11 protein-coding genes are annotated in these 14,003 nt (G+C 64.6%); 7 read left to right on the top strand and 4 right to left on the bottom strand.

The annotated features are described in order from the left end of the window. The 3 genes from KYG_RS21465 to KYG_RS21455 all read left to right on the top strand — a co-directional run. The coding region (locus KYG_RS21465; RefSeq protein WP_008907039.1) for an EAL domain-containing protein at positions 1-205 on the top strand (205 nt) is incomplete at its 5' end. Positions 206-265: 60 nt separating this feature from the next. Further along, positions 266-5,161, top strand: coding sequence for a PAS domain S-box protein (locus tag KYG_RS21460; RefSeq protein WP_008907038.1), 4,896 nt, complete (start codon positions 266-268; stop codon positions 5,159-5,161). A gap of 24 nt (positions 5,162-5,185) precedes the next feature. Next, the gene (locus tag KYG_RS21455) at positions 5,186-6,316 is read left to right on the top strand and encodes a two-component system response regulator (RefSeq protein ID WP_008907037.1); all 1,131 of its coding nucleotides are present in this window, start codon (positions 5,186-5,188) and stop codon (positions 6,314-6,316) included. Positions 6,317-6,517: 201 nt separating this feature from the next. Here KYG_RS21455 and KYG_RS21450 read toward each other — a convergent pair whose 3' ends face one another. Then, positions 6,518-7,468 carry an inositol monophosphatase family protein gene (locus KYG_RS21450; protein ID WP_008907036.1) on the bottom strand — a complete coding sequence of 317 codons (951 nt, stop codon included), beginning with the start codon at positions 7,466-7,468 and terminating at the stop codon, positions 6,518-6,520. 176 nt (positions 7,469-7,644) lie between these two features. Here KYG_RS21450 and KYG_RS21445 point away from each other — a divergent pair, with 176 nt between their 5' ends. Together KYG_RS21445 and cysE are read left to right on the top strand one after the other, a co-directional pair. Beyond that, positions 7,645-8,439: an RNA methyltransferase gene (locus KYG_RS21445; protein WP_008907035.1), complete on the top strand. Its 795-nt coding sequence runs from the start codon at positions 7,645-7,647 to the stop codon at positions 8,437-8,439. Positions 8,440-8,474: 35 nt separating this feature from the next. Further along, positions 8,475-9,254: a serine O-acetyltransferase gene (gene cysE / locus KYG_RS21440; protein WP_008907034.1), complete on the top strand. Its 780-nt coding sequence runs from the start codon at positions 8,475-8,477 to the stop codon at positions 9,252-9,254. A gap of 13 nt (positions 9,255-9,267) precedes the next feature. Here cysE and KYG_RS21435 read toward each other — a convergent pair whose 3' ends face one another. From KYG_RS21435 to yjgA, 3 genes are all read right to left on the bottom strand, one after another. Then, positions 9,268-10,194 carry a hypothetical protein gene (locus KYG_RS21435; RefSeq protein ID WP_008907033.1) on the bottom strand — a complete coding sequence of 309 codons (927 nt, stop codon included), beginning with the start codon at positions 10,192-10,194 and terminating at the stop codon, positions 9,268-9,270. A 185-nt stretch (positions 10,195-10,379) separates the two neighbouring features. Beyond that, a complete protein-coding gene (gene mog / locus KYG_RS21430) occupies positions 10,380-10,991 on the bottom strand; it encodes a molybdopterin adenylyltransferase (RefSeq protein WP_008907032.1) in 612 nt (203 codons plus the stop codon). Next, positions 10,984-11,655 carry a ribosome biogenesis factor YjgA gene (yjgA, locus tag KYG_RS21425; RefSeq protein ID WP_034695770.1) on the bottom strand — a complete coding sequence of 224 codons (672 nt, stop codon included), beginning with the start codon at positions 11,653-11,655 and terminating at the stop codon, positions 10,984-10,986. The genes mog and yjgA overlap by 8 nt, the downstream gene beginning before the upstream one ends. 65 nt (positions 11,656-11,720) lie before the next feature. Here yjgA and pmbA point away from each other — a divergent pair, with 65 nt between their 5' ends. Both pmbA and wrbA read left to right on the top strand, forming a co-directional pair. Then, complete coding sequence (gene pmbA, locus KYG_RS21420) at positions 11,721-13,163, top strand: metalloprotease PmbA (RefSeq protein ID WP_008907030.1); 1,443 nt, start codon at positions 11,721-11,723, stop codon at positions 13,161-13,163. Positions 13,164-13,378: 215 nt separating this feature from the next. Then, positions 13,379-13,978 (top strand): NAD(P)H:quinone oxidoreductase, encoded by a 600-nt coding sequence (gene wrbA / locus KYG_RS21415; protein ID WP_008907029.1) that lies wholly within the window; start codon positions 13,379-13,381, stop codon positions 13,976-13,978. Positions 13,979-14,003: the final 25 nt, after the last annotated feature.

Below are 14,003 nucleotides of genomic sequence, written 5' to 3'. Positions count from 1 at the left end.
CAGCGACCCCAACGACGCGGCGATCGTGCGCACGATATTGGCGCTGGCCAAGAGCCTGGACCTGGAGGTGGTGGCCGAGGGGGTGGAGACGACGGGGCAGCTGTCGTTTTTGCGGCTGCACGGGTGCGAGGGGTTTCAGGGGTATCTGTTTGGGCGGCCGGGGCCGGTGGAGGACATCCATGCGATGTTGCATTCACTGCCCTAGCCCGGTGATCTACTGCATGCGCCGGATGAACTGCTGCACGCGCGCGGCCGGGAGCCGGGTGTGAAGCGGGCCGGTGAAGGCGCGGGCGGGTTTCTGGACAAGATGCCTGCCCGCAAGGGCCCGGGCGTGCATGGCGTTTTGCTGGTGGTGGCCCTGGCGCTGGCGGGCGCGTGGCTGGTGGTGCTGGCTGCCATGCACTGGAAGGGCGCTGAGCGTGCCACCGAACGCTCCCAATTGCTGCAGCAGACGGTGGATGCCCTGCAGACCCGCATCACCGGCGGTGGCATGCTGGGCGCCGTGTCGTTGCTGGGCCTGAGCGAGCCCCTGCTCAAAGCCATGGCGCTGGGCGAGCTTGCGCCTGATGACCCGCAGGCCCTTGCGCGGCTGAGTGTGGCGCGCGGCCGCTTCCTGGTGAACGGTGTGTATGTGATGTCCCGTGACGGCACGGTGGTGGCCCACGAGACGGCTGGCCGGCGCTCCACGGGCATGAACCTTTCCTTCCGGCCGTATTTCCAGCAGGCGGTCAACGGTGCCATCAGCGTGTATGCCGCCATCGGCAGCAACTCGCAGGAGCGGGGCCTCTATTACGCCGCGCCGCTGTATGAAAGCGACACCCCTTCGAGCGGCATCGTGGGCGTGGTCATGTTCAAGGTGGGCTTTGAACTGTTTGACGAGGTGCTGCGGCGCACGGGCATGCCCACGGTGCTGCTGTCGCCCCAGGGGGTGACGTTTTCTTCCACGCGGCCTGAATGGCTGTTTGCCGTGGCGCCCCCGCTCACGCAGGCGCGCATTGATGCGATCCGCGCTTCACGCCAGTTTGGCAGCCATTTTGACAACGGCGTGGCCTCGTCGCTGCCCTTTACGCCCGACGCGCAGGACGTCTTTCTGGACGGCACGCCGCACGCGGTCGAGCGGCGCCAGGTGGACTGGAACGATCCGGGAGGCCAGTGGCAGCTGGTGATGCTGGACGATGTGAGCGCGCTCCTGCCCTGGAATGAGCGGGCCAAGCTGGCGGGCGGTGCGTTTGTGGCGCTTTGTCTGCTTGGATTGTTGCTGCTGGACCTGCTGCGCAGTCGTGCACGGGTGCGTGCCGCGATGGAACGCTTCAGGGTGCTGGGTGCCGCGCTGGGCAACAGTCCTGTATCGGTGGTCATCACCGATGGCGATGGCCGGATTGACTGGGTCAATCCCCAATATGAACGCAACACCGGCTACACGCTGGACGAAGTGCGTGGCAAGAAACCGTCGCTGGTGGCCAGCGGGCAGACCCCTGCGCAGACTTACCAGCAGATGTGGGCGACCTTGCTTTCGGGGCAATCGTGGCAGGGGCATTTCGTCAACCGGCGCAAGGACGGAGGCATCTACCATGACGAGGCCACGCTGTCGCCCGTCTTTGATGCAGCCGGAAAGCGCATCGCCATCGTGGGCCTGCACGAAGATGTATCCGGGCGCATTCAGGCCCAGGCCGAGCTGGTGCGGCGCGAGCGCCTGCTCAACGAGTTGCTGGAGCAGCAGACGGCCATCTTCGACAACGCGCCGCCTATCGTGCTGCTGTGCGATGGGCAGTTTCGCCAGTTCAACCCCGCGTTTGTGGAGCTCATGGGAGGCACCGTTTCGCAATTGCTGGGCCAGGGCGTGGGGGCACTGTTTGGCGGGGCGCGCCAGTGGGACAGTTTCAAGCAACACGTTGGCCCCAGTCTGTTTGCGGGCCAGCCCGTGCGGGAAACCACCACGCTGTACCGCCTGGACGGAACGCGGTTTGAAGCCCGCCTGGCAGGCCGCAGCCTGCAGATGGAGGGGTTTGCCAGCGCGTCGATCTGGGTGATTGAAGATGTCAGCGAGCAGCGGCAGGCCGAGATCGCCATGCAGCAGGCCCGAGACCGGCTGGAGCTGGCCCAGGAGGCGGGCAAGATCGGCGTGTTTGATATTGATCTTGCCAGCAACCAGGTGCTGTGGAGCGACAAGATCCTGGCCATGTTTGGCCTGCCACCGGGCACCCAGCGGCGCACGCAGAAGGACTGGGAGGACATGCTGCACCCGCTGGACCGTGAGCGCGCCAGCGCGCTGTTCGCGCAAGCCGTGTCGGGCGATGCGCTGCATGTTCGTGATTCGTGGCGCATCGTGCGGCCGGATGGCGAGGAGCGCTGGTTCCTTTCGGCGGCGCGCATTTTCCGCGACGGCGAAGGCCGTGCCGTGCGTGTGGTGGGCGTGAATGTGGACATCCACGACCAGAAGCTGCTGGAGGCCCGTGTCGCCGAGCAGCTGGATTTCCAGCAGGCCCTGATTGACGCCATCCCCGTGCCCCTGTTCTACAAGGATGCCGAAGGCCGCTATATCGGTTTCAACCGCGCGTATGAACAGGCCTTCGGGGTGCAGCGCGAGGCGTTGATCGGCAAGACGGTGCTGGACCTCGGGTTCTTGCCCGCTGCCGACCGTGAGCGTTTTGACGCGGATGCCCGGGAGGCACTGCACGGCGACCAGTCCGTGCACAAGGAAGTGGACTTGCCGTATGCCGATGGCGAGGTGCACCACACGCTGTTCTGGCTGCATGGTTTTTCGCGGGCGGACGGATCCCCAGGGGGGGCGATTGGCACGTTTGTGGACATCACCGACCGGCAGCGCGCCGAGCAGGAGCTGCGCCGTGCCAAGGAGCTGGCCGAGGAATCGACCGCGCTCAAATCGAACTTCCTGGCCAACATGAGCCACGAGATCCGCACGCCCATGAACGCGATCATCGGCATGTCGCACCTTGCGCTCAAGTCGGGCCTGTCAGACCGCCAGCACGACTACGTGAGCAAGATCCAGCAGGCAGGCCAGCACCTGCTGGGCGTCATCAACGACATTCTGGATTTCTCCAAGATCGAGGCCGGCAAGCTCGTGGTTGAAAAACACCCCTTTGCGCTCGACCACATGCTGGACAGTGTTGCGGATGTGGTGGGCTACAAGGCCGGTGCCAAGGGGCTGGAGCTGGTCTGCGATGTGGCGCCGGATGTGCCGCCCAACCTTATCGGGGATTCCCTGCGGATGGGGCAGATCCTCATCAACTTCGCCAACAACGCGATCAAGTTCACCGAACGCGGGGAGATCAGCATCGCCGTGCGGCTTATGGAGTCTGAAGGCAGCCGGGTGCTGCTGCGCTTTGAGGTGCGTGACACCGGTATCGGGCTGACGCCAGAGCAGATGGGGCGCCTGTTCCAGAGCTTCCAGCAGGCCGATACGTCCACCACCCGCCGCTATGGCGGCACGGGCCTGGGCCTGGCCATCTGCAAGAGCCTGGCGGAGCTGATGGGCGGAGAGGTGGGGGTGGAAAGCATTTTCGGGCAGGGCTCCACCTTCTGGGTGACCGTGCCGCTGGAGCGTGGCGCCCCGGCGCGCGTGCTGCTGCCACCGCCCGATCTGCGCGGCCGCCGCGTGCTGGTGGTGGACGACAACCAGACGGCCGCCACGGTGCTGTCCGACATGCTGACGTCCATGGGCTTTGACGTGGAGCAGGCGCATTCGGGGCTGGAGGCGCTGGACCGGCTGCGTGAATCCATGGCGCGGCATCAGCCGTTTGGCCTGCTGCTGCTCGACTGGCACATGCCCGGCATGGACGGCATCCAGCTCGCAGGGCATATCAAGGGCTTGGGGATGGCGCAGGTGCCCAAGATGCTGATGGTCACCGCCTACGGGCGCGAAGATGTGATGCGTGCCGCGCGGCTCCAGGGGATCGACACCGTACTGATCAAGCCGGTGAATGCGTCGCTGCTGTTCGACACGCTGATGCAGCCGCTGGAGCACGCGCCCGCCGCACCCCGCCGCGTGGTGGCCACCGCACCGGCTGCCGAGCAATTGCCTTTGGAAATCCGGGGTGCCTCGGTGCTCCTGGTGGAGGACAACGAACTCAACCAGATGGTGGCCGTGGAGCTTTTGCGGGACGCCGGTTTCGCGGTGGACGTGGCCGAGAACGGCGAGGCGGCGATCGATTGCATCGAGCGCAAGGCCTACGACGTGGTCCTGATGGACATGCAGATGCCCGTGATGGACGGCGAAACCGCCACGCGGCGGCTGCGCAGCAACCCGCGCCATGCCCAACTGCCCATTGTGGCCATGACTGCGAACGCCATGGAAGCAGACCGCCAGCGCTGCTTTGCCGCGGGCATGAACGACCATGTGGCCAAGCCCATCGAGCCTGCGGCACTCTGGGCCGCCCTGGGCCGCTGGATTCGGCCGCGGCCCGGGTTGGGGGCGATGCCTGCGGCACACGCACCGGCTTCGGGCGCGATGTTTGCGCGGGTGGAACCGCCTGGTGCCGATGCGGGCCCCGCGCCCGTTTTCCCTGCCATCGCCGGCCTGGATACCGCCCTGGGCCTGCAGCGGGCGCTGGGCAAGCCCGATCTCTATGCCGAAATGCTGCGCAGGTTTGTGCGCGGGCAGTCAGGCGTGCTGGCCGAGCTGGAGCAGGCCACGCGCACGGGGGACATGGTGCTGGCAGAGCGCCTGGCGCACACCCTGCGCTCGGTCGCGGACAACATCGGGGCACTGGATGTGTCTGCCCATGCCCGGATGCTGGAGCAGACCATCCGGGGCGGACAAGGCGGCATTGACGTCATCGGCGGCCTGCTGGCGGCGCTGGGCGCCGCCCTGAACCCGGTGCTGGAGCCGTTGCAGGCATGGACGCAAACCCCACAAACCCCGGTGCCGCCAGGCAACGGCGCGGTTTCAGTCGCTGCAGGGCCACCGCCGCAGCCACTGGAACCTGCGCAAGCCTTGCAGGCGCTGTGCGACCTTCTGGAACACGACGATCCTGCAGCCTGCGAGTTTTTCCAACACAATGCCGCATTGCTCCAATCTGTGCTGGGAAGCGCTTTCAAGGTGGTGGAGATGCATACACTGAATTTTGATTTTGAACAGGCCATGGCCGTGATCCATGCTGCGCCCCGCACGGACGAACCTCCCGCGCACGCGCCTCACTGACCGGCACCTCACTCAGGAACCTCCATGGACAACGCGCCCTTTGCCTCTCCGCAGTCCACCCTTGTCGAAAAACCCATTGCGACGGTGCTGGTGGTGGACGACACGCCCGACAACCTCACCCTGATGGGCAGTCTGTTGCGCGAGCACTATGTCGTGAAGGTGGCCAACCACGGCGAGAAGGCGCTCAAGATCGCCCAGTCCGATGCACCGCCCGACCTGATCCTGCTCGACATCATGATGCCGGACCTGGACGGCTATGAGGTGTGCCGGCGCCTGAAGGCCCTGCCTGCCACGCGCGATATTCCGGTGATTTTCCTCACCGCCCGTTCCGATCCGGACGACGAACGCATGGGCCTGGCGCTGGGCGCGGTGGACTACATCACCAAGCCCATCAGTCCGCCCATCCTGCTGGCGCGGGTCAACACGCATCTGGCACTCAAGGCCACGGCGGACTTCCTGCGTGACAAAAGCTCTTACCTGGAACGCGAGGTGGCCATGCGCACGCTGGAGGTGCAGGCCATCCAGGATGTGACCATCATGGCCATGACCTCGCTGGCCGAGACGCGCGACGATGAAACCGGCAACCACATCCGCCGCACCCAGCTGTACGTCAAGGTGCTGGCCGAGCGGTTGCGCGACCACCCGCGCTTCGAACACGTACTCAACGACCGCATGATCGAGCTGCTGTACAAGTCCGCCCCGCTGCACGACATCGGCAAGATCGGCATCCCCGACAGCATCCTGCTGAAGCCCGGCAAGCTCACCGTGGAAGAGTTCGAGATCATGAAAACCCACACCACCCTGGGCCGCAACGCCATCGACAAGGCAGAGCGGCGCCTGGGCATGCGGGTGCCATTTTTGAGTCTGTCCAAAGAGATTGCCTACAGTCACCAGGAAAAATGGGATGGCTCAGGTTACCCGCAGGGCCTGGCGGGCGATGCCATTCCGGTGGCGGCGCGCCTGATGGCGGTGGCCGATGTGTACGACGCACTCATCAGCAAACGCGTCTACAAACCCGCGTTTTCGCACGACCAGGCGTGCAACACCATCATTCGCGGCAAAGGCACGCACTTTGACCCGGACATGGTGGACGCGTTTGTGGACATTGCGGAAGACTTCCGCAGCATCGCCGAGAAATATCCCGACCCTGGATAAAGGACAACCCCCTGAGCGACTTCGTCGCTTCCCCCTTCTCTCGAATTGCTGCGCAATTCGGGAAGGGGGACGCAGCCAGTGCGGCGGGGCTGCCCTTGCACGGCTGCACTGGTGTGCGTCTCGCCCGCTGCACGGTTCAGCTAGGAGATCTCACCATTGGTCATCGTGTGCTGGCCTAACTGCCGTGCGCGGTGGATGGGTTTAGAACGGCGCGTCTTCGCTCTTGGGGGCGTCGGCCTGCGGGGCGGAGGTGTCGCGCTCCACATCGGCTGCAGCCTCGGCTTCAGCGCTGACAGGTGCGTCTGCCGCAGCCGCCTGTCGCACAGCCGCCTTGTCGCCTGCGCTCGCAAACTTGCTGTACTTGGAGAGGATAGGCACCAGCTGGCCGTAGATGCGGGGGCTGCCGGCCAGGCACTCGCGCTGCTCCAGAAAATCCGCCTCGCCCGTGAAATTGCCCACCAGGCCACCAGCCTCGGTCACCAGCAGCGAGCCTGCAGCCACGTCCCAGATCGACAGGCCGGTTTCAAAGAAACCATCGGTGAAGCCCGCAGCCACGTAGGCCAGGTCCAGCGCGGCGGCGCCAGGGCGGCGCAGGCCGGCGGTGCGCTGCATCACGTCGGCCATCATGTTCAGGTAGCTCTTGAAGTTGTCGCCCGGGCGGAAGGGGAAGCCCGTGGAGATCAGGCAGTCCTTGAGCTGCGTGCGCTTGCTCACACGGATGCGGCGCTCGTTCAGGTAGGCGCCACGGCCCTTGGTGGCGGTGAACAGGTCATTGCGCGAGGGGTCATATATGACGGCCTGCTCGACCTTGCCGCGCACGGCCAGCGCAATGCTGACGCAATACACGGGAAAGCCGTGGATGAAGTTGGTGGTGCCGTCCAGCGGGTCGATGATCCAGACAAATTCCGAATCCTTGGCGCCGTATTCGCTGCCCGATTCTTCCGCCAGGATGCCGTGGCCGGGGTAGGCCGTCAGCAGCGTCTCGATGATGATTTTTTCGGACGCGTGGTCCACTTCGGTCACAAAGTCGTTGATCTGCTTTTGCGAGATCCGCACCGATTCCACGTCAAGGGCCGCGCGGTTGATGATGGCGCCGGCGGCGCGTGCGGCCTTGATGGCCACGTTAAGCATGGGGTGCAGGTTGGACGACATAAATTGTGGTGGTTGGCAGCGCGCGGCCAGGGTGGCGCGGGCATCTGCGTACAGGATGAGCGGGGAGGTCGGGCCAGTCCCGGCGATGCGGGCGGCGACAATAGAGGGCGGAATTTTACCCGCAGTGCCTCATTTTTGCCTAACCGGCCGCTTTTCCCCTCCCGTCCATCCGCTCCATGAAGACCCGTTTTGTCCTGATCAACACCAGCCACGCCGGTAATGTGGGCGCTGCCGCACGCGCCATGAAAACCATGGGGTTTGATGACCTGGTGCTGGTGGCCCCGCGCTGGGCCAACGTGCTGCGGCGCGAGGAAACCATCCAGCGCGCCAGTGGCGCCCTGGATGTGCTGGAGAACGCCCGTATCGTGGCAACGCTGGATGAAGCGCTGGACGGCATCAGCCACCTGTGCGCCACGGCGATGACCCCGCGCGACTTCGGGCCACCCACGGCAGCGCCGCGGGAACATTTCGATTTGCTATTAAAAAAAGAGCTATTAGCGCTTGATGGGCAATCGCTGGAGGCCAAAAACACCAATATTTCAGAAGCTGCGGCCGTGCGCCAGGCGGGTGTCGCCTTCCTGTTTGGCTCCGAGCGTTTCGGCATGACCAACGAGGATGTCTATCGCTGCCATGTGGCACTGTCGATTCCCACGAACCCCGGCTTTGGCTCGCTCAACCTCGGCGCCGCCATCCAGGTGATTGCCTACGAATGGCGCATGGCGCTGGGCGGGTTCCCGGTGCTGGATGCCACACCACAGCGCGCCCTGGCCGACGCCGCGCAGGTAGCGGGCATGCTGGGCCACTGGGAGCAGGCGCTTACCACCATCGGTTTTCTGGACCCCGCCGCACCCAAGAAGCTCATGCCCCGCCTTAACCAGCTTTTCAATCGCGCGCAGCTCAGCCCTGAAGAAATCCACATCTTGAGAGGTGTCGCCAAAGCCATGATCGAGGCCGCAGAGGCGAAACGCTAGACTGTGCGGCCATCAACACATAACGAAAAGAACCGATGTTCGCCCGCCTGCGCTCCGATATCCAGTGCATCCTCGACCGCGATCCTGCCGCGCGCAGCACATGGGAGGTGATCACCTGTTATCCGGGCCTGCACGCGATCTGGCTGCACCGCCCCGCGCACTGGTGCTGGAACAACGGCCTCAAATGGCCGGGCCGCTTCATCTCCAACTTCTCGCGCTGGCTCACCGGCATCGAGATCCACCCCGGCGCCAAGATTGGCGAGCGCGTGTTTTTTGACCACGCCATGGGCGTGGTGGTGGGCGAGACCGCCGAGATCGGCGACGGCTGCACCATCTACCAGGGCGTGACGCTGGGCGGGACCTCGCTGTACAAGGGCAGCAAGCGCCACCCGACGCTGGGCAAAAACGTGGTGGTGAGCGCTGGCGCCAAGGTGTTGGGCGGCTTTGAAGTGGGCGACGGCGCCAAGATCGGCAGCAACGCCGTGGTCATCAAGCCTGTGCCCGCAGGTGCCACGGCCGTGGGCATCCCCGCGCGCATCATTCCGTCCAAAGAAGGCCAGAGCGCCGACGTGACCGAACCCCAGCAGCCTCCCAAGTTCACAGCCTACGGCATCACGCAGGAGGACGACCCGCTCTCGCAGGCCATGCGCGGGCTGATCGACAACGCCTCGTCGCAGGAGCACCAGATTGCGCTGTTGTGGCAGGCCATCGAGAAGCTGTCCACCAACCCGCAGAACAAGGACTGCGTGCCGTGTGATGCCGCGCTCAAGGAGCAGTTCGAGGCGGGCAAGCTCAATGAACTTGTGGGCAAGTAGCGGCTGGCGGGCTTCAGCCTTGCACCAACGTTTGCAGGTGTCGGCCGAGTGATTCGAGGTTCACAAAGGTCAACTCGTACATGGTCGTGAGGCCTGCTGCCTGCTCATCGTTCAAATCAGTGGCGCAGATGATGAAACGGCTCCGGTCGATGCCCAGGCGCTTGCGCAGACGAAGATATTTGTCGATGTCGCGACGGAACTCTCCGGATTTGCATTCGATGCAGATTGGCGCCTGGCCTTCTGGCAACGCGATCACGTCCAATTCATGCAGATCTTCGTTCGGGAACACGACCTTCACACTACGCGCGCAAGACGCAGGCCGCCCGTGCTCGCGCAACTGGGTAAGCAACTCGATGAAGGCGTACCATTCCAGCCATCCGCCTTCAAAGAATTGACGCACGGCAGGCGCCGTCTGCAAGGTCAGACGGACAATTTTCTCGGGTTTCTGGTAGTGATACCTCGAGAAGAATGTATGGCTGTAGAGCTGGCGGCACAGCGTATTGATCGCTTGCGCATCCTTTTGAGGCAGGTTCCCCAGCTCAAGGTTGATCCACCCGTGGCTCTTGCGGTAGGCAAAGCGGACGCGGTCAATCAGTTCAGCATACAGCGCATGCCCCTCTCCCAGCATCCGCGCCGCGTCATCGAAAAACCCGCTGGTGTCCACCAGTGTGTAGTCGAAGCGGGCTTCAATCTTCCGGGCAGAAAACCACGCCTGCAGCGGAGCGTGCTGCTCAGCCGTAGCCAGCAAGGTCGTGTTGTTCGGATCAATGCCGGCAAGTGTTTCCGACGGAACTACCCGCACAGACGCGGGTCCCGTGGTGCTTGGGCTGGGGACGTCTTCTACTGGCTTGTCGGGCTGCTGGAGGGCTGCCACTTCGCGCAGTGCGGAAAAATACCGTTCGACCAGCTTCTCCACGTAGAACACAGTGCCATAGACCATGCTGGGAGTACCGCATCGTCCGCAAGCGACCCTTGTCCCAACCGGTGTGGTGGCGTCTTCTGAAACGAAACTGCATTGGTTGCAACGGTAGATGGGCATGGCGATAGAAAGGCTGCGTGAAACAGGTGTTCCCTGCCGGTTGCAAGCAGGGGTGTGATGGCGGCTGTAAGCCTTTGGGAAAAAGCTTAGAGCGTTGGCTTAGGCGCTCGGACAGCGCTCTTGGGCCGGAACGCCTTGCAGACCTCGTCGCGCGTTTCCAGATAGGGACCGCCAATCAGGTCCACGCAGTACGGCACCGCCGCAAAGATGCCCGGCACGATCGGTTTCCCCTCGGCATCTTTCAGGCCTTCCAGCGTCTCGGCAATCGCCTTGGGCTGGCCGGGCAGGTTGATGATGAGGCTCTGGTCGCGCACCACGGCCACCTGGCGCGACAGGATGGCGGTGGGTACAAACTTCAGACTGATCTGGCGCATCTGCTCGCCAAAGCCCGGCATCTCCTTGTGCGCCACGGCCAGCGTGGCCTCGGGCGTCACGTCGCGCAGGGCAGGGCCCGTGCCGCCGGTGGTCAGCACCAGGCAACAGCCTGCGTTGACCAGTTCGATCAGCGCCGCGCTGATGCCGTCCTGCTCGTCGGGGATCAGGCGCGATTCGAAGGTGATGGGGTTGTGCAGTGCGCGCGAGAGCCAGTCCTGCAGCGCAGGCAGGCCCTTGTCTTCATAGACTCCCGTGCTGGCGCGGTCGCTGATGGAGACGATGCCGATCTTCACCGGGTCGTGCAGGGCGGAACGCTCACTCATCGCCGTGGTCCTCGTCAATGTCGCTGGCATCGTTTGCGCCCGCGCCACCCAGGTGCTCGCGCACCAGCTGGAACAGTTCGCGGTAGGCGCGGCCCTTGCGCGGGGCCAGGCCTTGCGAGACCTGGACGTTGGCTTCCTTGCCCGCAGGCTGCGCGTCCTTGCGGGCCTGACGGACCAAGGCGCGCAGCTGCTGGGTGTCGGTGGTGGGATGCTCGGCCATCCACGGGGCCAGGGCCTCGTCATCGGCAATCAGGCGGTCGCGCCAGTGTTCGGCCAGGTGCAACTGCATCTTTTCGGTGGCCGAGCCCTTGTGCTGTTCTTCCAGCGCCTGGCGGGCGGCCAACACCAGCTCGGGTTCGAGCTTGCGCATGATCTTGCCCACGTACTGCATCTGGCGGCGCTTGCCCTCAAAGTTGGTGATGCGTTTGGCCTCGGCCAGGGCTTCCACCAGTTTGTCGGGCAGGCCCACGGCGTCGAACAGGTCGGCGCGCAGGCTCAAAAGCTCTTTGCCCAGCTCCTGCAGTTCGTCGCTTTCGCGCTTGAGATCGGTGCGGCTGGCATCGGGCGTGCCTTTGAGTTCGGCCTTGAGCTGAATGTCCAGTTCGCTGCCTTCGGCAACAAACTGGCCTCGCACAAAGTAGCCTTTTTTGGGTTTGCGTGACATGGGGTGGGGGCAAAAAGAGAAGCGGCGCAGAGCGCGCCACAGCGGCAAGTATCATAGCTGCCGCTATGAAAAAACCCTCCACCCGCGCCGCGCGCGCCCAAAGCGCGGCTGCCGCTGCGCCCGCGCCTGCCACCTCCCGCACCCCTGACAACGGCTTCAGCTACAGCCGCGCGTTCTTTGAAGACCTGGTGGACCGCGCCCTGGCCCATGCCAAAAAGCTCGGCGCCACCGACGCAGGCGCCGAGGCGTCCGAGGGTTGCGGCCTGTCGGTCAGCGTGCGCAAGGGCGAGCTGGAGAACGTGGAGCGCAACCGCGATAAATCGCTGGGCGTGACGGTGTACCTTGGCAAACGCCGTGGCAATGCCAGCACTTCCGATTTCTCAAACAAGGCCATCGAGCAGACCGTGCAGGCGGCGTACGACATCGCGCGCTTTACGGCCGAAGACCCCATGGCAGGCCTGCCGGACGCCGATGACATCGCCCCGGCCGACACGCACCGCGACCTGCAGCTCTTCCACCCTTGGGCCATCACCAGCGAAGAAGCCGCTGACATCGCCAGGGCCTGCGAAGCTGCCGCGCTCAAGACGCACCGCCGCATCACCAACAGCGAAGGCGCAGGCGTATCGGCGCAGCAAAGCCATTTCTTCAGCGCCCACACGCGCGGCTTTCGCGGCGGTTATGCCAGTTCGCGCCACAGCTTCTCGGTGGCGCCCATCGCCTCGCTGCCCGGCAAGAACGCCGAGATGCAGCGCGACGCCTGGTACAGCTCCATGCGCGATGCGGCCGAGCTCGCCTCTCCCGAGGCCGTGGGCCGCTACGCCGCGCAGCGCGCGCTGAGCCGCCTGGGCTCGCGCAAGATCCCCACCACGCAATGCCCGGTGCTGTTTGAGTCGACCCTGGCCGCCGGCCTGCTGGGCGGCTTTGTGCAGGCCGTGAGCGGTGGCTCGCTGTACCGCAAGAGCAGCTTCCTGCTTGACTCGCTGGGCAAGATGGTCTTCCCCAAACACATCGACATCCTGGAAGACCCCTTCATCCTGCGCGGCAAAGGCAGCTCGCCGTTCGACGAAGAAGGCGTGCGCGTGGCGCCGCGCAAGGTGGTCAAAGGAGGGCGCGTGGAAGGCTACTTTCTCTCAAGCTACTCGGCCCGCAAGCTGGGCATGAAGACCACCGGCAACGCGGGTGGCTCGCACAACCTGGTGATGACCTCGCGCCTCACGCAAGCGGGCGACAACCTCGACGCCATGCTGCAAAAGCTGGGCACGGGCCTCTTTGTGGTGGAGCTGATGGGTCAGGGCGTGAACTACGTGACCGGCGACTACTCGCGCGGCGCCAGCGGCTTCTGGGTGGAGAACGGCAAGATCGCCTTCCCCGTGCACGAGATCACCATTGCAGGCAACCTGAAAGACATGCTCAAGGGCATCGAGGCCGTGGGGGCAGACGCCTACAACTACGGGGCCAAGACGGTGGGCTCGATTCTCGTCAACCGCATGAAGGTGGCGGGCAGCTGACAGCTGCGACGCTGCAGCCAGGTCCCGAACAACAAAGCAGCCTTGGTCTGCTTTTTATTGGTGGGTGCCAGGCGCTTGGCGCGGTCGTGACAATCGGCTGTCGTCTGATGCCGCTGCGCTTGCGCATGCCATTGCTGTCATGAACGAAACGCAATATCGTGGGGTGCCGCGCAACCAGCGGGCGCGTCAACCCCTCAAGGATTCAAGGAGCCACCATGTCCAAAGTTCTCGTTCTTTACTATTCCACGTACGGCCACATCGAAACCATGGCCCAGGCCGTGGCCGAAGGTGCGCGCTCTGCGGGCGCGACAGTCGACGTCAAGCGGGTGCCGGAGACCGTGCCCGAAGACATTGCCAAGGGCGCGCATTTCAAGCTGGACCAGTCAGCTGCCGTAGCGACCGTTGCAGAGCTTGAGGGCTACGACGCCATCATCGTCGGCGCCCCCACCCGTTTTGGCCGCATGCCTTCGCAGATGGCCGCGTTTCTGGACCAAGCGGGCGGGCTGTGGGCGCGCGGTGCGCTCAATGGCAAGGTGGGGGGTGCGTTCACCTCCACGGCCACGCAGCACGGTGGGCAGGAGGTGACGCTGTTCTCCATCATTACCAACCTGCTGCATTTCGGCATGACGATCGTCGGCCTGCCGTACAGCTACCAAGGACAGATGACGCTGGACGAAGTGGTGGGCGGCAGCCCTTACGGCGCGACCACCATTGCGGGCGGCCAGGGGCAGCGCCAGCCCAGCGCCCTGGATCTGGACGGTGCCCGGTTCCAGGGCAAATTGATCGCCGAGACCGCCAACAAGCTGTTCCCCTGACGGCTACGGGCGGGCCCCCGGGGGG

Origin of the sequence: Acidovorax sp. NO-1 (assembly GCF_000238595.1) — a bacterium.
GTDB lineage: Bacteria > Pseudomonadota > Gammaproteobacteria > Burkholderiales > Burkholderiaceae_C > Acidovorax.
Note: the sequence above shows the minus strand (reverse complement) of the source record. Positions and strands in the feature narration are given on the sequence as shown.